The organism is Psychrobacter immobilis (assembly GCF_904846225.1).
Taxonomy (GTDB): domain Bacteria; phylum Pseudomonadota; class Gammaproteobacteria; order Pseudomonadales; family Moraxellaceae; genus Psychrobacter; species Psychrobacter immobilis_F.
On the sequence record NZ_CAJGZJ010000005.1, the window covers coordinates 151,907 to 175,950 of the forward strand.

The window sequence follows — 24,044 nt, forward strand, 5'->3', positions numbered from 1 at the left end:
AATTTTATCAAGGTGAATTACCCAGATAAAGAGACTGATGCCAAGCTAATGTACTAACTGCAATAAAAGGAATACTGGCATGGAACGCCTCCAACATACAACGTCTAATAACAACTCTGTCAATGCTAATGCTAGTGCTAACAATACAGCTCCGAAAGTAATGGGCGCTGATGGTTCTGGTCACGATGATTTTGCTCATAAAGATTCTGCTGATAAAAAACAACCTTACCTCTCGAATCAGCCTGATGCCGATGGCCATATCCACTATAGCGATGATGACAATGCTATGTGGCAAGCGCTGCTCGAACGTCAAGCCGATCAAATACCCAATCGTGCCTGCTCAGCGTACATAGATGGTTTAACCAAGTTAAATCTACCCACCACGCATATTCCGCAGCTCAGTGATATTGATGACGTATTACAAGCCACCACTGGCTGGAAAACGGCGGCGGTCCCTGCGTTAATCAGCTTTGGCAAATTCTTTAAGCTCTTGGCCAATAAATCCTTCCCTGTCGCGACTTTTATCCGTCGATTTGAGGACATGGATTATATCGAAGAGCCTGATATCTTTCACGAAATTGTCGGACATTGCCCGCTGCTCACGCATCCTGCGTTTGCAACGTTTAACGAAACTTATGGCAAGCTTGGACTCAATGCGACCAAAGAAGAGAGATGGTTTTTGGCGCGGCTCTATTGGTTTACCATCGAGTTTGGCTTGGTTGGGAGCAACCCCGAAAATCGTAGAATCTACGGCGGCGGTATTTTAAGCTCACCTTCTGAAACTGTCTACGCGCTTAGTGATCAGCCACAAAACTCATCACAAAAGCAGCCACAGTATAGAGATTTTGAATTATTGGATGTGCTACGGACGTCTTATCGCATCGATCATATTCAGCCTGTTTATTATGTCATTGACGATTTAAATACATTGTTTGATATCGTCGATAGCGACATCATGGGTATGGTTAAGCAGGCCATGTCGTTGGGATTGTTTGAGCCGAGTTATTCTGTATAAACCAGCTAATGACTTTATCAAAATTATGGGCTTTATCAAGATTATTGGCTTTATCAAGATGATTTTAGGATTAAATGTTTGACTGGTCGTAGAGCCACCTCAACATGGATGTACACAAATTAAAAAATACTCGTTAAATAAAAGGATATTATCATGACTACATTATCACAAAACAGCTGCGAAGCCTGCCGTATCGGCGCACCGACAGTCGACGACGCTGAGGCAAACGAGCTCTTGCAACAAATTCCTGACTGGTCACTGATCGAAGTGGAGGGCATCAAGCAATTACAGCGCCAGTATAAATTCAAAAATTTCGTCAAAGCAATGGCGTTCGCCAATCAACTTGCAGACATTGCCGAAGCAGAAGGGCATCATCCGGGCATCTTGGTAGAGTGGGGCAAAGCAACCGTCACATGGTGGTCTCACAGCATCAAAGGTTTGCATCACAACGATTTTGTTATGGCGGCTAAGACCGATGAGTTGATTAATATCTAATCAGATTGGTAATCGCCAAGCAAACTCATTAAACTTGCTCCCATTTATATTCAATACTTAAATTCAATCTGACGCCAGTTTTTACTGGCGCTTTAAGGATGTGTGATGCCTCCAAAAATATTAACCCAAATTTCACCACAACTGGCGTTTATGATTTCTGCCATTGTCATTGCCATCATGGGCGTTACTATGATTGGTTTTGGCTGGGTACCGCATTTGTCATTGATACTGGCGATCTGTTTTCTATTGGGCATTGGTTTATTCAAAGGCTTGAGCTTTGATGACATGCAAATGCAAATGGCGTCAGGCGTGATGCGGGGCATTGGTGCGATATATTTATTCTTCTTTATCGGTTTGATGGTCTCCGCCTTAATGATGTCAGGTGCCATTCCAACGTTGATGTATTTCGGCTTTCAGCTGATATCGCCTGAGTATTATTATATCTCCGCTTTTGTATTGACCTCTATTATTGGTATTGCTTTGGGCAGTAGTTTGACGACAGCGGCAACGTTGGGCGTGGCATTTATTGGTATGAGTGATGCTTTTGATGCCAATGTGGCGATTGCGGCCGGCGCTGTGGTATCAGGGGCATTTTTTGGTGATAAGATGTCGCCATTGTCTGACACTTGTACCATCGCTTCCTCTGTGGTGGGCATTGATTTGTTTGAACATATCCGCAATATGATGTACACCACGGTGCCTGCGTGGATATTGACAGTTATCTTGTTTTGGTTTTTTTCAGGGCAGACAGCGGGTTCTGATCTCAGTCAAGTGACCGTATTGCAAGGACAACTGATAGAGAGTGGCTTGGTACACGGCTATGCAGTGTTGCCTTTTGTAGTGCTGGTTGGGTTAGCTGTTTTTCGCGTCAATGCAATCTACACCATTATTTGTACCATCGCCGTAGCCTTAATTATTACTTACTTGCATAGCTCGCCAAGCTTTGGTCAGTTGGGAGGTTATTTATTTGCAGGCTATGCACCTGCTGAATCGTTAGAGCTGGGTGACATTGGCGGTATGTTGTCACGCGGCGGTGTACAAAGTATGTTCTTTACTCAGGCGATCGTCATACTGGCATTGAGCCTCGGCGGACTGCTGACGGCATTGGGGATTTTGCCCGCATTACTATCAGGTATCAAAGACAATTTAACGACAGCGGGGCGTGCCATTTTTGCGGCTGCCATGTCAGCTTTGAGTATTAACGTGCTCATTGGCGAGCAGTATTTGAGTATTTTATTGTCTGGTACGGCCTTTCGTCCGACGTTTGAGCGCCTACATTTACACCCTAAAAATCTGTCTCGTACCATTGAAGATGCGGGTACAGTCATTAATCCGCTGGTACCTTGGAGTGTGTGCGGTGTTTTTATTAGCCAAGCGTTAGGCGTGCCTGTACTTGATTATCTGCCTTATGCATTTTTCTGTTATTTATCACTATTGCTGACGATACTTTTTGGCTTTACGGGTATTACCATTAGTCGTATAAAAAGTCATGAGCCGACCAAAAAGCTACTGGCTGAATAAAAAAACCATTAGGCAAACAAAGTACATTAAACAAAGTACGCTACACAAAGCACTTTTAAATGACTAAGGCTTTTATATCAAAAAAACAGGGCGCATCTTTAATGAGGATGCGCCCTGTTTTTACCAGCCTTGCAGCATGATATTGTTATTATTTAAGGTAACTTGATAAGCGGCCAGTGTCACATTCCCATCATCTAAGCACTGCCCAGTGACAAGGTTGAAGCGTTGTTTATAAATTGGCGAGGCGACATAAAGCACCTCTTCATCCGCGCCAGCATCATTTACAATCATCGTGCCGCCAATCAACCCCCGAGACAGGACATTGGCTTGACTGAATGGATCGTAATTATCGAGGGCGAAGAGGTCGTCTTTTTTGGTGCGAAAGATTGCAATTTGTTTGCCGTCTATCAGCGCACAAACGCCCGTTTCAGGAATGATGTCATTAAGATGACAAATAGTGTGCTGTTTCATAGCGTAGTATCCTCGAAGGTTATAACGTTAATAGCGATGAGTGACGATGGTGCGTTTTTCTAAAAAGCGCACCACAAAAGTAATTATTAGGCCAATTCCACCACTCTAATGGCTGTTTTTTCAGAATCAGTTGCTGGTCTGATTTGATCACGTTCGCTCACAAACACGACGTTGTCATCGCCTTTCTCACTGTTCACAAAGTGACGAAAGCGTTTGAGTTTTTCGCTATCATTAATTGTCTCTGCCCACTCACATACATAATTTTCGATGAGAAGTTGCATCTGAGCTTCGAGTTCTTCTGCGATGCCTAAGCTGTCTTCGATGATGACCGCTTGTAAGTACTCAAGTCCGCCATCTAAGCTTTCACGCCATTTTGAGGTACGTTGCAGTTTGTCGGCTGTTTTGATATAAAACATGATAATACGGTCGATGTATTTGACCATCGTCTCGGTATCAAGATCCGTTGCGAACAGCTCACCATGACGCGGGGTGATACCGCCATTGCCACAGACAAATAGATTCCAACCGTTTTCGGTCGCGATCATGCCAAAGTCTTTACTCTGCGCTTCAGCACACTCTCTCATGCAACCTGACACGCCCATCTTGATTTTATGCGGTGAGCGCACGCCTTTGTAGCGATCCTCTAACCTAATCGCAAGACCCATGCTGTCGTCCACTCCATATCGACACCAGTCATTACCCACACAAGATTTGACGGTACGTAGCGATTTGCCATAAGCATGACCCGTCTCAAACCCTGCCTGCACCAATTGTGTCCAGATATCAGGCAGTTGCTCCATACGTGCACCAAATAAATCCACGCGTTGTCCACCAGTGATTTTGGTGTATAAATTAAATTCTTTGGCAACTTGCCCGAGTACGATGAGCTTGTCAGCAGTAATCTCACCACCCGGTACGCGCGGCACAACTGAATACGTGCCATCTTTTTGAATATTGCCTAAATAGTAATCGTTGCTGTCCTGTAACGGCGTCAGCTCAGGTTTGAGCACATAATCATTCCAGCACGATGCCAAGATAGAGGCGATGGTTGGTTTGCAAATTTCACAACCATGACCACGTCCATGTTCTATCAATAGCTCGTCAAAGGTTTTGATACCATGCACCCGAATCAAGCTGTATAAATCCTGACGAGAATAAGCAAAATGCTCGCACAAATCATTATTGACCTCAAAACCAAGTGTTTTTAGCTGATAACTCATGGCGTCTTTCACCATTGGCGCACAACCGCCGCAGCCCGTACCTGCTTTGGTTACGGCTTTCACATCAGAAATAGAATACGCGCCGTTTTCGACCGCTGAACAAATAGCCCCTTTGGTCACGTTGTAGCATGAGCAAATCGTGGCAGTATCGGGCAAATTTTCGATGCCCATCATGGGTTTTTCGACATTGGGTAGTATCAGGCTTTCAGGATGGGCTGGCAGGTCAATGTCATTTAAATATAATTGCAATAAATTATTATAATCTTCGGTGTCACCAACCAATACAGCACCAAGCAAACGTTTGTTGTCCGCTGTAGTGACAAGTTTTTTGTAAATACCTTGAGCAGGATTTTGATACAAATAGCTCAGGCCGCCCTCAGTCGCGCCATGCGCATCGCCAATACTGCCGACATCCACGCCCATCAATTTTAATTTGGTGCTCATGTCAGCACCTGTAAACGTTTGCTCGCTATCGCCTGCAATTTGTGCAGCACAAATGCTTGCCATGCTATAACCAGGTGCTACTAAGCCAAATACTTGATTGTCCCACACGGCGCATTCGCCAACCGCATACACATGATTGGCATTGGTTCGGCACTGCGCATCGATCAAAATACCCCCACGCGCACCCATTTTAATGCCGCACTCAGGATTATTCTTAATGATATTATCTTGTGGTCTAATGCCTGCACTAAACACAATCATATCGGTGTTTAATGAGCTACCATCGGTAAACTGCATGGTTAGGTAACCGTCATCACTGTCTGCACTATTCGTGTTAGAGACATTATTAGCGTTAGAGACGCTGTCAGCATTAGAAAAAATCTCTTGGGTATTTTTGCCTGTCAGGACTTTGACACCCAGTGCCTCGATTTTGCGCTTCAAAATCTCACCACCAGCCGCATCAAGCTGAACGCTCATCAACTGCGGGGCAAACTCAACCACATAAGTATCAAGACCTAATGTGACCAATGCTTTTGCCGCTTCCAATCCGAGTAGACCGCCACCAACCACCACGCCTTTTTTAACTTTGGGCAATTCAGCAATCGCCAAAATCTCATCTAAATCCGCAATCGTACGATACACATGACAGTGTGCATGCTCACGACCGGGAATCGGTGGCACAAAGGGATATGAGCCTGTCGCTAATATTAGCTCACTGTACTCAATCCGCTCGCCAGCTTCCGTAGTGATAGATTGGTTGGTTGAATCGATATCCACAATGCGCTGGTTTAAATGCAGCTGTACCTGCGATGACTCATAGGTAGTCAGATCCACGAGATTTAGTTTGCTGGCATCTTTGTGTTCAAAATAACTGGATAAATACACACGGTCATAAGCAGGACGGTCTTCTTCTGCAAATACATGAATTTCAAATTGTTCGTGTAACCCTTTTTCAATGGCTCTCTCGACGAAATGGTGACCGACCATACCATTGCCAATCACGACCAATTTGCCTTTGGTTTTTGCGCTCATTTTTTTTATGCCCATTGTAGTGCGACTCATACGTCCGTCCTCTATATAGCTGATAAATGACATTTAGATGCCTACTAATACAGAGCATTCAATAATTGTGCCAAGCGACTTTGTTTTAGTGTATTTATTCAGGCGTGATCCTACGAGCGCTTGGGTAAAATATGAGGATAAGAAGTAGGTCTCTTAACGTTCAGCAAGGATTACAGAGCCGCTGAACAGCCATTGAATAAAAGCTAAGATCAAGGTCAATATTGATTGTGAGAGTGTCGGTTATCCATACTTTGTAAATATCGAGATAAAATATTTATGCACCAAAATAGAAACAATGATGCCCCAATTTGGGGTCTTTTATAGTTTATAAGAAATATTAAAGATTTTACTTTTTTCTCCTATTTCTTGTCTTTATCCAACTATTCAATTGATTTTAGTACCACCATATAAGCCTCAATATAAAAGCGTTGTAGCATTGATTTAAGTTCAATTCCTATTTTAAAAATATGGCTTATCAACTTAACTGGCATAGCCATTGCACCGTCTCAAATGTCTCAATAGATCGTTTCTTGAACACTTGATACGTTGCAATAACCTAGAAGTTAACCATTTAAGGAAGCCGCTGCCTATGTCATCGTCATCATCGACCCCCGTTGCGTCTACGACAGACAAGCTAAATATATTGTCTTTTTCGGGCAAAAATAAAATTCTTCATTTAGGCTGGATGGCATTTTTTCTGACTTTTTTTGTATGGTTTAACCATGCACCGTTTTTATCGGCGATTGGTGAGTCGCTAAATCTCAGTAAAGACCAAGTCAAAACACTGCTGATTTTAAACGTGGCATTGACCATTCCAGCCCGTGTCATCATTGGTATGTTGACGGATCGTTTCGGTCCGCGTCTCGTTTACACAGTGATTTTGGCTATTGGAGCGATTCCCTGCTTTACCTTTGCGTTCGCGCAAGATTACAACACCTTGGCGCTGTCTCGCTTCCTACTGGGTTTTGTCGGCGCAGGCTTCGTGGTTGGCATTCGCTTGATGAGTGATTGGTTTCCGACCAACGAGCTGGGAACTGCTGAGGGCATTTATGGTGGTTGGGGCAATTTTGGCTCAGCAGCAGCGGCACTATTATTGCCAACCGTGGCGATTGGCGCGGCGGCTATTTTTGGCGGCGATGAAGGGTGGCGCTATGCCACTGCTATGTCAGGTGTCGTTATGGCGCTTTATAGTGTGGTTTTTTATAAAATGGCGCGAAACACGCCCAAAGGAGCCACTTACTTTAAACCCAAAAAATCAGGCGCTATGATGGTGACCTCATCCAGTGACTTTTGGCTCATGATGGTTTTTAAATTACCGATGTATTTGGCATTGGCTTTATTAGCATGGAAGTTATCACCTGCTGGCGTGAGTTTGCTCAGCCAATCTACTGTCACTTTGATCTATATTTGCCTTGCCGTACTATATATCTACGAGTTCATCAGCAGCTATCGCTTCAATAAGGAAGTCTTTACCACGCCTGTCCCTGAAGCGCATCGTTATGATTTTAAGCAGGTCGGTATTCTCAATGTTTTATACTTTGCGACGTTTGGTTCAGAGCTGGCGGTTGTCTCGATGTTGCCGCTGTTTTATCAAGAGACTTTTAATCTATCGATCGTTATGGCAGGTGTATTGGCATCGAGTTATGCCTTTATGAATCTGATGTCACGTCCTGGTGGCGGTTGGCTCAGTGATAAATTTGGTCGTAAAATTACTTTGTTGATTTTAACCGCAGGTTTGGCCGTCGGGTATCTATTAATGGGCTTTCTTGACTCAACATGGCCACTTGCTCTCGCTTTGTTAATCACCATGTTTTGCTCATTTTTTGTACAGGCAGGAGAAGGGGCTGTCTTTGCCGTCATTCCATTGATCAAGCGTAGTATGACGGGGCAGTTCGCTGGCATGACGGGCGCCTATGGTAACGTCGGCTCGGTGGTCTATCTAACGGTACTCAGTCTGGTGTCTTATCAAATATTTTTCTTTGTGATCGCCGCGACGGCAGTGGTAGGCTTCTTTGCGCTGTTTTTATTAAAAGAGCCGTCAGGCGTCATTATAGAAGAGATGCCAGATGGGTCGTTTGCCGAAATCCAAGTCAGTCATAGATAATATAGTCAGTGAAAAGTAATATCGATACAGCAAGCAAGAAAAATTGATAATAGCAGTACCGCAGCGTTTTTACGGCATTTTGACTATACGAGAAAAACCAATAAGGATGACTGTGAATACTATGCCAACAACAGCCAAACAAAAAAGTAGTCAGCAAATCGCTGATTTGAGTGTCGATGCAAGTACTGATGCGATTAATGACGCTAATGCCAGTATAAGTGCCGACATGACTGAGAACGCTACTGTCGACCCAAACATCGAAAGTAAAACTCACCGTCAGTCATCTACCATTGAATCAAGTGACCCTAGTGCAGATAGCGCCTTGTGGGAGCTTGATTTTTTTACGATGAAAGGTCGCAAAGCGGAAAACCAAGACAGTCTACTGATAACGACTTGTCTACTGCCGCATTCTTTGAGCATAACATCGACAGAACCTAATCCCTCAAACAAAAGTAACTCACTTAAAAAGACAGAAACGTTTCCAGCGCCGTTGTTGGTGCTGATGGCAGATGGGGTGAGTGCTTGCCAGTTTCCGAAGCAGGCGAGCCAGCTAGTCATTAGTACGGTTGCAGAGAAAATAACATTCGCATTATCAAAACTGGCGCGCATACAACAGAAGTCGCAAGATCAATCTCAAACTATGGTTGTCGGTTTGGATGATGATGACATTGCGAAAATTATTAGGCTAGCGATAAATAAAGCCAATGATGTGTTGTATTTTCCGCAGGCGTACCAGCGGGTGCCGCCTTTACTGTCCACGCTGTCAGGCTTATTGTGCATTGGTGATCGTATTCATCTGTTTCATACCGGAGATTCACGCATTTACCGTGTTGGAGTAGACAGTCTGACCGTACTTAGTGAGGATCATCGCATTCGTCGAGGGGAGGACAAAGGAGCGCTTTCGGCCGCTATCGGTGCCGATAGTCAGGTGGATTTGCAACAATCAGTGTTTACGCTACACCAAAACGAATGTTTGGCAATAATGACGGATGGAATTTATGAGCATATCGATGAGGTCGAGCTAGCATTTGAGCTGTGTACGGCGGCGACAAATATGTGTCAGGCGCTGGCTACAACGCACAAACTACCCATAGGGTTTCATGCCAGTCAGACGGTGTGTGAGCAAGCTTTTGCAGACGGCAGTCATGATAATTTAAGTATGATTATGCTGGGTATGAATGCGATGCCAAAATTATCAAACTCAATAAAGAATCCAAATGCTCATTCGGAGAACGGTGGCGACTCGACTCATGATATTCATCGCTATCAGTTGCCCACAGATTTAGAGGTGGGGGATTGCATTGATGGTTTTACCGTCATGAGTATCATTGCGCGTACTGCCCGCAGTCATGTGTATCGGGTGCAAGATGAAGACCATAATGACTTTGTGTTGAAGTCGCCAAGCCTTGATACCATTGCCGATGGTCATTATCTGCGTGATTTTTTACAAGAGCGCAAAATTGGCTTGAGTCTTTCAAAGCATCGCCGCGCTGGCGAGTCTGCTTATAATCAATCTGATCCAAATCGCTTACCAGTCACTGATTCAAACAAAAATAGTGATCGCAATATGGGGTCTGGATTGAACGCCTCAGGACTGCTACGTTACTACCCAGTACCCGCCAGCACCACGTATCTATATCACTTAACAGAGTATATCGAAGGCGAGAGTTTACGAGACTTTATAGAGCGTCATGCGCCATGTGATGTATGGCAGACTTATGATTTACTCACCAAAATCGGTATGGCAACTCGAGTCATGCACCGCAATTATCTCTTGCATCAAGATATCAAACCTGAAAACGTACTTTTGACCAAATCAGGCGCGGTTAAGCTCATCGATTTTGGCTCTGCCAGCTCATCAATACTGAAAGACAGTACGCGGCCACCCAATGGCGATCTGCATTACGCTGCACCAGAGTATTACACTGATGCACCAAAAGGGGTACATTCCGATTTATTTTCAATCGCTGTGATTGGTTATGAGCTTTTGACAGGACAATTGCCATTTGGCTCGCAAGATTTGATGAATTCTCAGCATACGCTCGTCATGCCAGCGCAGCCGCTGCGACAACAAAATATACCGCCTGTGAGCCAGCAAGCGCTTATGCGGGCGTTACATCCCAATATCAATGTTCGCTATCAAGCCATTGGTGAGTTTTTACAAGATTTCAATCCTGATAATAGCGCACGCAGTCGCGACCCTGAGCCGCTCATCAAAAGTAATCCTTTACTGGTATGGCATGGCATTTGCTTTATACAGACTGTCATCATCGTTTTATTGTTGTGGGTTTATCTATCATAGATTTCCCGCTTTCAATGACACACCCTCACTTGTTTAACGCTGCACTATGCTGCTAAGGAACTTCGCTTTATGTTGCTCCATACATCAAAAACTGCCGCCAAATCTGGTACGTATACGACAGAATCTACCAAAAGACCAGTCCAGCAAGTCACCAGCGCAGGTGTTGTTATTATCGGTGCTGGTATGGCGGGCAGCCGTTTCGCCATTGAGCTTGCGCGGGCACAGCAGCAAGGCATAATTTCAAAACATGAGCACTCAAAAAACGAAGACTTGGACAGCCTGCATCTAGAAAGCAATGCTATACCACTACCCATTACTCTGATTAGCAAAGAGTCACAGGTGGGCTACAACCGCATTATGTTGTCGCCAGTTTTATCCGGAGAAACAGCGTTTGAGGACACGTATTTATATGATAAAGCAGATTACGAAGCGTTAGGAATCACGGTATTGGCAGGGTTAAGCGTGGATACGATTGATACCGAGCAGCAGCATATCGAGATTGACAATGGACAAGTACTCCATTATGCCAAACTGGTCATTGCTACGGGTTCAACGGCTCGCGTGATCCCATTTCCCAATCATACCGCGAAAGGCGTTCATGTGTTTCGAGACGTGGCTGATGTCAAGTCCTTGACTGAGTATGCCCGCCAAGGCAAAACAGGTTTGGTGATTGGTGGCGGCGTGCTGGGGTTGGAAGCGGCTTGTGCTTTGTCAGCGCAAGGGGCGAGGATGACGGTGATTCATGTGGACGATTATGTGCTCAATCGCCAGCTTGATTGGCCAGCCGCCCAGTTGTTACAAGCAGAGTTAAGCCGCCGCGGCGTTGGTCTAGAAGTGTCTGCAAATACAGAATCCATCGCCATAAATGACGCAGACGAGGTATGCGGACTAGTTTTAAAAGACGGTCGTACCTTACCCGCTGACTTTATCGTGATGGCAGTAGGCGTAACGCCCAATACCTCCTTGGCTAAAGACAGCGGGATGAATGTCAATCGCGGTATTATCGTAGATGACTGTATGCACACCAGTTGCCCGCATATATATGCCATTGGAGAATGTATCGAGCTAAATGGAGAGCTGTTCGGCATGGTCGCACCCGTGAATCAGCAAGTCGATACGCTCGTGACGGTATTAAAAAAGGTCGTGATATCAAAGCCCATAGCACCACACGATACAAGGCTAAACAATACGATGTCAAACGATACAACATCCAAAGAGCACTGGATACCCTTTGTCAGCAAACCCTTGTCATTAAAGTTAAAAGTATCTGGCGTGGCAGCATTTTCAGCGGGTCAAATTGCCTTTAATGATGGCAATGCTGAGATTATTGAAACGCTCGTTTATCGCCAGCCCACCTTAAATCATTATCACTGCCTTTATCTTAAAGACAATAGAGTCGTTGGTGCGGTCCTTTATGGTGACGTTACTGATGGCAGTTTTTACAGTCAGCTCATTACCGATAACGTCGATATATCGCCCATAAAAGGGGATTTAATCTTTGGCAGCGCCTACTGTGATTTAGAGGAGCTGACTATCAATGATACAACCACTGAAAATGATACAACCACTGACAGGACAAATAACGAAGTAGACGTGACTGAGTTGGTAGAGGAGGTGTCATGAGCCAGACAATTGCCACGCGCACCATCAGCAGTGCTGAAAATATCGGTCAAGCGTCGCTAAACACGCCTAGTGATTTGACCAAAACGATTCGCACGACCTGTCCTTATTGCGGCGTCGGTTGCGGTGTCCTAGCCCATATCGATGAGCTAGGAAAAATCAGTGTCAAAGGAGATCCTGAGCATCCTGCTAACTTTGGCAAATTATGCTCAAAAGGCAGCGCGCTTGCTCAAACATTGGGCAGCAAGCGCCGGTTAATTCAGCCTTATTATCAAAACAAGCGGGCGTCTATGCAACAGCAGCAACCTATGCCGCTAGTGCTGTCTTCTCGCCCTCATTCTCAAGCCACGTCTGATGTGCAGCCACTTATCGAAAATACCGATTGGGACACGGTATTAGGAGATATTGCTGAGCGTTTAAATGACACTATCGCAAAACATGGACGAGACAGCATTATGTTTTATGTCTCAGGTCAGCTATTGACTGAAGACTATTACGTTGCTAATAAGTTTATTAAAGGCTTCATAGGCAACAATAATATCGATTCTAATTCTCGGCTGTGTATGTCATCAGCGGTGGCAGGACACAAACGGGCGTTTGGCGCAGATCTTGTACCGGGCAATTATGAGGATTTGGAATATTGTGATTTATTGGTGCTGGTCGGCTCAAATATGGCATGGTGTCATCCCATCCTTTTTGGGCGTTTTTTGACCGCTAAAAAATTGAACCCGAATAAAAAGCTAATCGTGATTGATCCGCGCCGTACGGACTCTTGTGAGTTTGCTGATTTGCACTTGCCCATTGCGGCTGGCACCGACACGCATTTATACAATGGATTATTACAGTATCTTGACCAACAAGGGTGCCAAGATACTGATTATATCAGCCAAAGTGTGGGTATTGATGAGGCGTTGAATGCGGCTAAAGAGTGGACGATTGATAAGGTGGCGCGCGCTTGTCAAGTAACCACCGATAGTATTCGACAGTTTTATGAATGGGTTGCTAACAATGATAAAACAGTGACCGCGTTCAGCATGGGTGTCAATCAATCCAAAAGTGGCACGGACAAGGTCAATGCTATTATCAATACGCATCTGTATACGGGGCGTGTGGGTAAAGTGGGTGCGAGTCCGTTTTCACTGACAGGTCAGCCCAATGCGATGGGCGGGCGAGAAGTGGGTGCGCTTGCCAATTTGCTGGCCGCTCATTTGGACTTAGAAAATAGAGATCATCGTCAGCTGGTGGCAGATTTTTGGGCGTCACCTCAATCTATCGCTTCAGACGTTGGTGTCAAAGCTTGTGATGCGGCGGACGCTATTTTGGATGGGCGCATCAAGGCCATTTGGATTATGGCGACCAATCCTGTTGTGAGTTTGCCAGAGGCGGATAAATTCCGCCAAGCGCTGGCCGAATGCGATTTGGTAATTGTGTCTGACTGCTCTGTAGACAGTGATACGGTAAAATGCGCTGACATTGTGCTCCCTGCACAAGGATGGGGCGAAAAATCAGGAACAGTGACCAATTCTGAACGGCGTATCTCTCGTCAGCGATCTTTAATGCCTGCAGTAGGTGTGGCAAAACCAGACTGGTGGATATTGTCGCAAGTCGCCAAGCGTATGGGGTTTTCAGGATTTGATTATCAACATCCTAGCGAGATATTCAATGAGCATGTGGCATTGACGGCCTATGGCAATGATAAAAATCAAACCGTATCAATCAAAAACCAGCCTCGTTATCTCAATCTTGCCAAAGACCTATTTGTTTTTATGGCAGCGGCAGAGCATAGTAGTCATTCTCTCCATCATAGGCGTATGCCAAATGCGCTGAGCAATGAAGATTATGACATGATGCGACCATTTCAATGGGGTGGCACGCGTATTCCAATGATTGAGACGACAACTGAGTATTTAAATAAATCAGTCAATGACGCCACTCGCCAAACGCTCTCTTGTACCAAAGTGCAGTTGATCGCCATCACGCCTGATAATGAGGCTAGCGTGCCCAATCGGCACCAGCAAAAGCGACGATACAAGCGCCAGTATACAGATATATTGCCAAGACTAAATGAGTCAACCATTGACCTGAGACTCATTACTGGTAGGCTGCGCGATCAGTGGCATACTATGACGCGCACGGGTCTAGCCCCGCAGTTAAATCAACATCAATCATCGCCAGTAGTGACGCTACATCCTGATGATGCCAGTCAGCTTGGTGTGGAGACGGATGATTTTGTCCAACTTCATCGTCAGTATGAAATAGGCGTGACAGCTGATAAAGAGGCGAGTCACGTACTGGTACAAGTGGCGATAAGCGATGCGATGCGAGTTGGTGATGCATTTATGCCGATGCACTGGAGCAATGCGTTTGCTAGCTTCGCCCGTATGGGCACCCTGATTCCAACGGTCGTTGATCCCCACTCAGGACAGCCCGAGCTCAAAAACTCAGCCATCAGCATCACAGCAGTGCCAATGCACACGTTCGGCAAGATTTTGGTGCATCCTGACTGGCAAGACACCGTTATAGGGCAACTGCGTACTATTTTGGACAATTTTGAGGCAAAAACAGAGCAGATAGAGTCGTCGAAAAAGAGAAACAGCGCAAGTGTAAATACCGTTTATTCAAGTACCATTTCTAAAAATACTGATTCTATAAACAACGCTTCTACAAGCAGCGCTTCTACAAATAAAAATTCGGCAAGACAATTACCAGTAATTACTTGGAACTTAAGCCATCAAGTGAATAGCGTATTGATTAATTTTGCCAGTCCGAGCAAGAGTCTCAGTGATAGGCTGAATACTTCTGAGTTTTGGCAGCACCTTGCACAATCTGTGCAATCATTAGGGCAATTAACATCACAGGCGAATACGATTAATACGGCATTTACCGTCGACAAGCAACACGATCAATTGCGCTTAATCATGACTCAATCTACCCATGAAACGGTGTCAAACAGTGATGTGGCAAACGATTTAACAAGCGACTTAACAGAGGACAATCAAAGGGCTAATGAGCAGCTTGTCATGGCCATTTATCTTGCGCCAACGCTAGCGGCGTTACCCAGTATTCATTGGCTCGACAGCTGCTTTGCTGACACCAGTCAGATTCCTCTCAGCCAGCGTTATAAATGGTTATTGGCTGGGCGTCCTGCCAGTGGTTATATTGATCCGGGTGCATTGGTTTGTTCGTGCATGTCAGTAGGAGAAAATATCATCATCGAGGCCATTACTAAGCATGGTTGTAACAGTGCGATGGCAGTCGGGGCACAGTGCCGAGCAGGTACTAATTGTGGGTCGTGTGTGAGCCAGATTAATGAATTGATCACAGCGTATGTTCAATTAGAACAAGCTTAATCAACCAGCTGGCACGTCGCTTGCAGCTGCTAATGTATTACTGAAAACTAGCCAAGTTTGGATTTTTTTATCAATGGCTTTATTTTTAGTGACCTACTTTGCAGCATTCACATCGCCATCAGGAGCTATTACCATGAGTCATTTATCTGCTTTTATTTCAGAAAGTGCATCGTACGTTTTAACGGGTCAAAATTGTGCAGAAAGCACAAGCATACCTAATAAAAAAGGCGTGGTATATTTGGTGGGTGCTGGATCTGGCGATCCTGAATTATTGACTTTAAAAGCATTGAAAGTAATGCAGCGCGCTGATGTGGTGCTGTATGATAGTTTGGTTTCGGAAGATATTTTGGATATGTGTGCATGCACTGCCGAAAAAATATTCGTCGGCAAACGCCGTGCCAATCATGCGCTACCACAAGAAGATATCAACGAGCTACTCGTCAAACATGCGCTGGCCAATAAAATAGTGGTGAGACTAAAAGGCGGTGATCCTTTTATTTTTGGACGTGGGGGTGAGGAGATCCAAGAAGTGGTGCGTCATGGTATTTGTTTTGAGTCTATTCCGGGTATCACCGCTGCAAGTGCTGCCGCAAGTCGAGCGGGTATACCGCTGACACACCGCGATCATGCCCAATCTGTTCAGTTTGTCACAGCCTGCAAAAAACTGGGCGCACCCAACGAGGACTATAGCGAGCTGCTAGACAGCACTCAGACAGTCGTTTTTTATATGGGACTGCATCGGTTGGATGAGATGACAAAAGGTCTGATAGCAGCAGGTCGAGACAGTGAAACACCCTTTGCGATCATCAGTCACGCCAGCCTACCCACCCAGCAAGTGCTTATCGGAACGTTAAAAGATATCGCCGAACAGCAAGCATTTGCCAATCTGCCCACACCAGCATTACTGATTATGGGCGATGTGGTCACTTTGCATGGAGAGTTTGCAGATTATAATTTGGCGACACTGTCTGAGGCTTTGGATGTCAGCTATGTGTAAGGAATACATCAGTCATTCACAAGAGACGCTAATAAGTTATTAATCCTTACGCCAATAGACCTTAATAACCGAATCGGTACGCTCTAATGCTAGCCTTTGTTGGATCAGCCCCCGAAGTGCTTTAGCCGTACCCGCTTCTAAGCCGCCCCACACTTTGTCAATTTTCAGAGGATGAGTGGTCAGATATTCGGCCAATACATTATCAATTAACACGGCTAAATCTTGTCCTGAATTGACCTGACCTGTTACTAATGGCAACACTGTAAAGTTAGTGCTTATCCGATGTTCAGTATTTTCGTTCGTCTTATCACTGCCTATTTTAACCGCATCAAAATACGCTTGATCGGCTGCATCTTGTGTGGCACAAAGCACCAAAGGCGGCGTAGGATTGTCCCAAAGCTCCAGTAAACGGGCGACGGTGGGCATCGAGGTTTCATCAGCAATCAATAAGGCTTGACCGTCACGCAAATGCGCAATCTTTTCAGGGAACTCGCGTTTACTCACGACCGTATCACCTACTTGCAGCGCGCTCGCCCAATTACCGCCCAGCGTATCCCCATGCAAAAAAACATCGACCCATGCTTGTATATTATCTGAGGTTTGCCACGCTTTTCTTAACGTGTAATAGCGATGGGCACGCGCGCGCGAGGCGATATCGTCATCAGTTTTTGAAGCAGCGATATTATGCGCTAAATCAAACAAATAGGCATAGCCCGCCTCATCAACAGGGATTACATTTTTGCCATCGGCATTTAGCGTAGGCCCAATCAGTTCTAGACGCAGCATGTTTTCACTGACTTTATAACTGTCCTGTACTGTAAAAGTCTGCTTGGTCAGTTTGATGGTTTTTTTGCCAAGTTTTTTATCTGATTTTTGTTTGAGCAAAATATACTGGGTGTTTAAGTCGTTGTAATGTGTGATAGGTGAGGCGAAAGGTATAAAAAACGTCTGGTCGTAAAACTGATTAGATGCTTTTTTTGCGTCTTCAAACTGTACCTGTAAGGCAATTGCCTCAGTATAAACATCGGTCAATTGTACGTTTGCATCAATCAGATCCTCTGACGTCATAGAGGTAAAGGCTGTCAAAAATTCAAGCAGCTCGTCGTAATGCTCCTCATTAATATGATCGATGGTACTCGCAAGCTCAGGAGAGTTTAAAGGGGTGTATGCGTTTTTTTGAGTATCAAAGAGGTTGTTAGTAGTGGCAATAGAATGCGTCATAGTTATACTCACGAGCAATAATAAATGATAGAGAAAATTAATATTAAGTAAATGATAATTGTTTTAATTATCATTTACTAGTAAAATCACTTTTTATTGGGTTTTCAATACAAATCTATAAGCCGTCCGAAATAAAACCGATACGTCAATCGCTTTATACAGCGGCACAAGATTTATGCCAGTCGCAAAGTATCTTGCCCAGAGTGAAGCGACTACAACGACTTTAATTAATGACGAGTATCTATATGTTACGTGCAAACCAACTGACCATCAGTCGTCAAGGTAATACCTTATTAGACAATGTGAGCTGTGAGTTAGATACCAATGAATTGATCGCCTTAGTGGGACACAATGGCTCAGGAAAATCGACATTAATCAAAGCGTTAGCAGGGGAGATGACAAGCAATGGCGGTAGTGTCAGCTTAGATGATCGCCATATTAACGATTACAGTAGTAAAGAGCTGGCTAAGCAAATGGCCTATTTGCCGCAGCAACTGCCGGATGCAGCTGGATTCACCGTGCACGAGCTGGTTATGTTAGGGCGTTACCCTCATCAAAAGTGGCTACAAAAACCAAATCAAATTGACAAAGACAAAGTCGCACAAGCGATGCGTATCACCCAAGTAGAGGCGTTCGCTGACCGTACAACGACCACGCTCTCAGGCGGAGAGCGCGCCCGAGTGTGGCTTGCCATGTGTTTGGCACAAGACACCCGATATCTATTGCTCGATGAGCCATTAGCAGCGCTTGATATGCATTATCAGCTCGAGGTGATTCAGCTTATTCGTCGTTTGGTCGATGAGCAGGGTTTGAGTGTGGTCATTATCGTGCATGATATTAATCTGGCAGCACAGTATGCAGATCGAATCATCGCCCTAAAAAATGGTCGTGTTTGCCACAATGGTGATATCAAAAGCACCATGCAACCCGACATATTGCGTAATATCTTTAACGTAGACATGCAGCTGCTCAGTCATCCGATCACAGGACAGCCTGTCGCCGTCGCTTAATATCTGATTTTTCTGCTTGTTTTTCACTTGCTGCCTTCATATTCGCCTAAAAAGATAGACTGTTATGTTTTCTGTCCTGCACAAAGTTAAGTCCTCTCGACTGCTAGAAAAACCTTCTATAACTGATCGCTTAAGTGCTGCTAAGGTTAAAAAAAAGTACTTATCTATCATAGCAACGTTGGCACTAGCCACCGCACTCACTGCTTGTCAGCAACCCATCACTGAGCAAAAAGCCACTCAAAAAGATATGTTCCCCAACGTTAAAATTAATATTGCCTCTCCTGATTGGGGTAATGCGGCGACGTTAACGGCGATGGGCTATCCGCCGATTGCAACAGGCGATGTCAGAGTGTGGGACAGATGGGTGGGCACGCCCAAACTGCCGACTTCAACGGTCGATGTCGGCATTCGCTATCAGCCCAACGCCGAATTAATCGCTCAGTTGCCTGTTGACATGGTCGTGGATAACTTTTTTTATGAACACGCCCGAAATCTGTATGGCGACGTGCCCGCAGAGTCTATTGTGTTCGCGGCTCAAGGCGAGACGGCGACTTGGGCGGACTATAGCCGACCGACTCAAAAACTGGGCAAGCTGATTAATGAGCCTAAATTGGCAGAAGACTATATTGTCAAAAGTCATAAAGACATAGACCTTGCTGGCAAGCGCCTGCAACAGCGCTACCCAAAAATCAAGAAATTCGCTGTTGTGCAGTTTGCTGATGCCAATAATATGCGCATGTATGTCGCCAATAGTTTGTTTCAACCTGCACTGACCCAAATGCAAAAAGAGCTTGTGGTACTGGGCAAAGGTAATAGCTATGGCTTCGTTCCTATACGAATGGGCGATTTGGCGCAGTTAGAAGATGATGTTTGCTTATTAATTATAGACCCACTTAGTCCCATAACGAGGGCGGAGATTAAAGACAGTCTGATTTGGCAACGCTTAAGCTACGGCAGTAATCGCTGTGTGGGTGAGCTACCGCCAGTATGGATTTATGGTGGCATGTCATCACTGGTAGGCTTGGCAAACAATTTATCAACGATTGAATTAAAAGGGGGAGCTGCGTTATGACCATAAATACCGCCAATCATCCTAGTCACCCTCATAACCCTCATAACAGCAATACTAATACCAACAGCGCTCATACCAATAGTACCAGTGCTGATAGCCCTAATCTCGATAATACTATTAATAATAATGCCAAATCTATGACGTCACTTTCTGATTCTCAGTCGCTTGATTCATCCAAGCCATTATCCAAGCCATCATCTAAGTCACTGTCAAAATCAAATCAAAAATTACCCAGCACGCCACCAAACTCGCCGCAGCAAAAAAACGCTCTATTGGCGGCTACTTCATGGCGACTGTGGGCAACGCTTATCATACTCATGGTGCTGTCAGTATGGAGCAGTTGGGCTTTAATTAATCAAGAATGGGCGCGACCGTTTGGCGAGTTATTTACCCCAAGCTCGCAGTTGGATATTGCCAGTATGGCGACACAGCTACATCTCGTGGCGACCAGTGTCGTGGCGGTATTGGCAGGCGGGCTGCTGGGCGTGGTTAGTATCTTGCTACAGCAATTGGTCAAAAACCCGCTTGCGTCAGACACCACATTGGGTGTGGGCGTGGGCGCACAATTGGCGATGCTGATTGTGACGCTGTTTTTGCCAAGCTTAGCGATTTATGGCGGTATTTATGTCGCCTTTGTCGGTGCAATCATCAGTATGGGACTGGTCTTTGCTTTGTCCGCACCCAGTCGATTTAATCCTTTAATTTTAATATTGGCGGGTTTGGTAGTAAATATTTTGCTCGCTGCTGTCGCTAACGTTTTGGTGTTATTTTTCGCTGAGCGTAGCAATGGCATGTTGTCATGGGCAGCAGGTTTTTTGGCACAAAACAGCTGGCATACCAGTGTGATGCTGGCGATTACCGCAGTCGTGATGATGGTCGTGTGCTTGCCTTTATTAAAGCCATTGACTTTGATGAGTTTGGATGATTCGCAAGCCAAGCGTTTGGGTGTGCCTATCAACGGTATACGCGCCATAGTGGTGCTCATCGTGGCGATCGTAACGGCTTTGGTGGTCAGTGAAGTTGGTCTGATTGGTTTTATCGGTCTTGGCGCTGCTAGCTTAGTCAATGCACTCGGCATCTCCTCCATTAGCAAACGTTTGGCTGCTGCCTTTGGTTTAGGCGCGCTGCTTTTATGGCTCACCAGTAATGTGGCTTTATTACTTGAGCCGATATTGAGTATGCAAATTCCAGCAGGAGCGATGACGGGCATTCTTGGTGCGCCGCTTATTATCTGGTTAATCTTACGCCAGCGCCGTGAACGAATAGAAACCGTGATTCCAACGCTTGCGGGCAACAATACGCCTGTCGCATTTTGGCGCTGGGGTCTTGGCGTAGTCGTAATGATCATACTGGCTTGCCTTTTTGTGCAAGATATCAGTGGATGGGGACTGAGCACCGATTGGGCAATTACCCAGCAGTATCGATTGCCTCGCAGTTTAAGTGCAGCCGCAACGGGTCTCATGCTGGCGGTCGCTGGCGTACTATTACAAACGCTCACGCGCAATCCGATGGCAAGTCCAGAGGTATTAGGGGTAAGCTCAGGAGCCGCACTTGGGGTTATTTTAGGGTTTTTGCTACTGCCAAGCTTGGGGCTATCTTCTGGATCAGGTACTTTATTGATTTCAGGATTGTCTGGCGCCATGGCAGTGCTATTGTTAATTATTTGGCTGGCACGGAGGGTAAGCTCAGGCTATCTGTTATTGGTCGGCATCGGTATTGCGGCCATGATGGATGGGGTGATGCATATGGTTAAGCTGTCGGGTGACCCGCGTTTAGAGGCGATGCTCAGCTGGTTATCAGGCACGACTTATAGTGCCCAGCCTAGTACCGTGTGGTATCTCATTGGCATTGCTTTTATCTTATTTATATTGAGCTTATTACTTATTAAACCCTTACGTGTTCTTGGTTTGGGGACAGGCGTCGCTCGCAATTTGGGCGTGGCAGTCACTCCCGTGACGATGGCACTATTGGTATTGGTGGCAGCCCTTAGTACCGCCAGTACGCTTGCGGTGGGGCCACTGAGTTTTATTGGCTTGATGGTGCCGCATTTGGCGACCTCACTTGGGGCAGTAAGGCTTGAGCGTCAATTGCCTTTGGCGGCATTATTAGGGGCAGGCGTAATGGTGTTAGCCGACTGGATCGGACGTTATGTCATTTTTCCTTATGAGCTGCCTGCTGGTACGATTGCTGCCATCATTGGCGGCGCTTATTTCTTATGGCTAATTCGTAAAGTACCCATGGCGGTGAGTCGATAGTTTTCTGTAAGAAAAAGTAGAGATATAGTGGATTCAATATAAAATAAGTATAGTGATACTGAAATACATTTTGCGTAGCCTCTATCTGCGTAGGCATCGCAATCAAGAAAAGAGATACGAGTATCGTATTGCTATATTTGTCTCTCTTTTATTCAGGACTAACTATAAATCAATGGCAAGCAAATAGCTTTATGCCTACAAGTGTTTATCATTGATTTATCAACAGTTTTTATTAAAATCAATCTTTTCATACGCTTAAAGAAATTCTCAGTACGAACACTTAAAAATAAATAAACAAGGTTGACAGTGAGGCATCGGTCGTCAATAATACGCCTCTCAAATGATAATGGTTATCATTTTTATTATCATTCGTTTTTATTAATTAATAGCGAATAAGGTTTGATACTATGTCTACGTCTTTCTCAAAAGAAAAAAACAACAACAAAAACTATTTAAATCGCCAAGCGCAGTTTGAGTCAAAGGTGCGCAGTTATCCTCGCAAATTGCCTTTTGCGATTCAGTCGGCATCAGGCGTTTGGATTACCGATGTTGAAGGTAATAAATATATAGATTGCCTATCTGGAGCAGGGACGCTCGCGCTTGGACACAATCATCCTGTCGTCACTGAGAGCATCAAACAGCTTTTGGACAGCAATCTGCCAATGCATACTTTAGACATTACTACGCCATTAAAAGACAAATTCAGCGAGTTCATGTACACGCTTTTGGCGACCAATCGCGATGAATATTGCTTGCAGTTTTGCGGGCCGACAGGTGCTGATGCGGTGGAAGCTGCGATTAAATTGGCAAAACAAGTCACTGGTCGCTCAGGTATCGTCAGCTTTAGTGGTGGCTATCATGGCATGACTCATGGCGCGCTTGCGGTGACGGGTAATCTGGCTCCCAAGCAAGGCATTGAGGGGCTTATGAGTCCTGTACAGTTTTTGCCATATCCCAATGCTTATCGCTGCGCTTTTGGCTTGTCCTCTGAACAAAGTGTCAGTGCGCATATTACGTATTTTGAAAACTTTCTAAAAGATGTAGAGAGCGGTGTGGTCAAACCAGCAGCGGTCATTTTAGAAGTGATTCAGGGAGAGGGCGGAGTCAATCCTGCGCCAATAGAGTGGCTAAAGCAGGTGCGCCGCGTGACCAAAGAGCTTGATATTTTATTAATTATCGATGAGGTGCAAACAGGATTTTGCCGTACGGGACGCTGGTTTGCCTATCAATATGCAGACATCGATCCCGATATGATCGTTATGTCAAAAGCCATTGGCGGCGGTTTACCCTTGGCAGTACTCGGTATCAAAAAACAATACGATGCATGGCAAGCGGGCAATCATTCTGGCACGTTCCGTGGCAATCAGTTAGCGATGGCAACGGGTCTTGCCACCCTTGAATATCTCAAAGAGAACGACATGGCAACTTATGTGTCTGAGATCGGTGCATGGTTTATGTCGGAGCTAAAAACGCTACAACAACGCTATCCCAGAATTGGTCATATCAGAGGTCGAGGGTTGATGATCGGTATGGAGATTATAGATCCGAGCTTACCCAAACAGACTGATGGTAGCCATCCTGCGGACAGTGCTGTGGCTGCAAGCATCCAACAGGCCTGTTTTAGACACGGCTTGGTTATCGAAAAAGGTGGACGAAGCGGTACAGTGCTACGTTTGTTACCGCCGCTCAATGTGACAAAGGATGAGCTGCGACAAGTATTAGAAAAACTGGATAGCGCGCTGCAAGACAATGCTTAACACGCCATATTTTCCATATTATTTTGTCTTAAAAAACTGATCACCATGATAAAAGCAATTGACAAAATTAATGAATGAGAATGGCCGCTTATCTAACTTCAATAGAGCCACAGAATAGACTGGTGAGA

Annotated in this window: 15 protein-coding genes; 12 read left to right on the forward strand and 3 right to left on the reverse strand. The window is 45.2% G+C overall.

Annotated elements, in window-relative coordinates:
* Positions 1 to 79: 79 nt before the first annotated feature.
* The 3 genes from phhA (at position 80) to nhaC (ending at position 3,031) form a co-directional block, all read left to right on the forward strand.
* Positions 80 to 1,015, forward strand: coding sequence for a phenylalanine 4-monooxygenase (phhA, locus tag JMX48_RS05815; protein ID WP_265088765.1), 936 nt, complete (start codon positions 80 to 82; stop codon positions 1,013 to 1,015).
* Positions 1,016 to 1,168: 153 nt separating this feature from the next.
* The gene (locus JMX48_RS05820) at positions 1,169 to 1,510 is read left to right on the forward strand and encodes a 4a-hydroxytetrahydrobiopterin dehydratase (RefSeq protein WP_201535427.1); all 342 of its coding nucleotides are present in this window, start codon (positions 1,169 to 1,171) and stop codon (positions 1,508 to 1,510) included.
* Positions 1,511 to 1,615: 105 nt separating this feature from the next.
* Entirely contained in the window at positions 1,616 to 3,031 is a 1,416-nt protein-coding gene (gene nhaC, locus JMX48_RS05825; RefSeq protein WP_201535428.1) for a Na+/H+ antiporter NhaC, read from the forward strand.
* 120 nt (positions 3,032 to 3,151) lie between these two features.
* On the opposite strand, the gene nirD is transcribed toward nhaC, so the two are convergent.
* Positions 3,152 to 3,502 (reverse strand): nitrite reductase small subunit NirD, encoded by a 351-nt coding sequence (gene nirD / locus JMX48_RS05830; RefSeq protein ID WP_201535431.1) that lies wholly within the window; start codon positions 3,500 to 3,502, stop codon positions 3,152 to 3,154.
* A gap of 86 nt (positions 3,503 to 3,588) precedes the next feature.
* A complete protein-coding gene (nirB, locus tag JMX48_RS05835; RefSeq protein WP_201535569.1) occupies positions 3,589 to 6,198 on the reverse strand; it encodes a nitrite reductase large subunit NirB in 2,610 nt (869 codons plus the stop codon).
* A 619-nt stretch (positions 6,199 to 6,817) separates the two neighbouring features.
* Between nirB and JMX48_RS05840 the strand changes: the two genes are divergently transcribed.
* From JMX48_RS05840 to cobA, 5 genes are all read left to right on the forward strand, one after another.
* Positions 6,818 to 8,332 (forward strand): NarK family nitrate/nitrite MFS transporter, encoded by a 1,515-nt coding sequence (locus JMX48_RS05840; RefSeq protein ID WP_201535435.1) that lies wholly within the window; start codon positions 6,818 to 6,820, stop codon positions 8,330 to 8,332.
* Between the two features lie 121 nt (positions 8,333 to 8,453).
* Entirely contained in the window at positions 8,454 to 10,634 is a 2,181-nt protein-coding gene (locus JMX48_RS05845; protein ID WP_320158142.1) for a bifunctional serine/threonine-protein phosphatase/kinase, read from the forward strand.
* 69 nt (positions 10,635 to 10,703) lie between these two features.
* Positions 10,704 to 12,257, forward strand: coding sequence for an NAD(P)/FAD-dependent oxidoreductase (locus JMX48_RS05850; RefSeq protein WP_201535438.1), 1,554 nt, complete (start codon positions 10,704 to 10,706; stop codon positions 12,255 to 12,257).
* Positions 12,254 to 15,604 (forward strand): nitrate reductase, encoded by a 3,351-nt coding sequence (locus JMX48_RS05855; protein ID WP_201535441.1) that lies wholly within the window; start codon positions 12,254 to 12,256, stop codon positions 15,602 to 15,604. The genes JMX48_RS05850 and JMX48_RS05855 overlap by 4 nt, the downstream gene beginning before the upstream one ends.
* 133 nt (positions 15,605 to 15,737) lie before the next feature.
* Complete coding sequence (gene cobA / locus JMX48_RS05860; protein WP_201535444.1) at positions 15,738 to 16,601, forward strand: uroporphyrinogen-III C-methyltransferase; 864 nt, start codon at positions 15,738 to 15,740, stop codon at positions 16,599 to 16,601.
* 39 nt (positions 16,602 to 16,640) lie between these two features.
* Here cobA and JMX48_RS05865 read toward each other — a convergent pair whose 3' ends face one another.
* Positions 16,641 to 17,822: a siderophore-interacting protein gene (locus tag JMX48_RS05865; RefSeq protein WP_201535447.1), complete on the reverse strand. Its 1,182-nt coding sequence runs from the start codon at positions 17,820 to 17,822 to the stop codon at positions 16,641 to 16,643.
* 245 nt (positions 17,823 to 18,067) lie between these two features.
* Between JMX48_RS05865 and JMX48_RS05870 the strand changes: the two genes are divergently transcribed.
* The 4 genes from JMX48_RS05870 to JMX48_RS05885 all read left to right on the forward strand — a co-directional run bounded on the left by JMX48_RS05870 (position 18,068) and on the right by JMX48_RS05885 (position 23,916).
* Positions 18,068 to 18,832, forward strand: coding sequence for an ABC transporter ATP-binding protein (locus tag JMX48_RS05870; protein WP_201535449.1), 765 nt, complete (start codon positions 18,068 to 18,070; stop codon positions 18,830 to 18,832).
* A 64-nt stretch (positions 18,833 to 18,896) separates the two neighbouring features.
* A complete protein-coding gene (locus JMX48_RS05875; RefSeq protein WP_201535451.1) occupies positions 18,897 to 19,904 on the forward strand; it encodes an ABC transporter substrate-binding protein in 1,008 nt (335 codons plus the stop codon).
* Positions 19,901 to 22,159 carry a Fe(3+)-hydroxamate ABC transporter permease FhuB gene (gene fhuB, locus JMX48_RS05880; RefSeq protein WP_227687918.1) on the forward strand — a complete coding sequence of 753 codons (2,259 nt, stop codon included), beginning with the start codon at positions 19,901 to 19,903 and terminating at the stop codon, positions 22,157 to 22,159. The genes JMX48_RS05875 and fhuB overlap by 4 nt, the downstream gene beginning before the upstream one ends.
* A gap of 407 nt (positions 22,160 to 22,566) precedes the next feature.
* A complete protein-coding gene (locus tag JMX48_RS05885) occupies positions 22,567 to 23,916 on the forward strand; it encodes a diaminobutyrate--2-oxoglutarate transaminase family protein (protein WP_201535453.1) in 1,350 nt (449 codons plus the stop codon).
* Positions 23,917 to 24,044 lie beyond the last annotated feature (128 nt).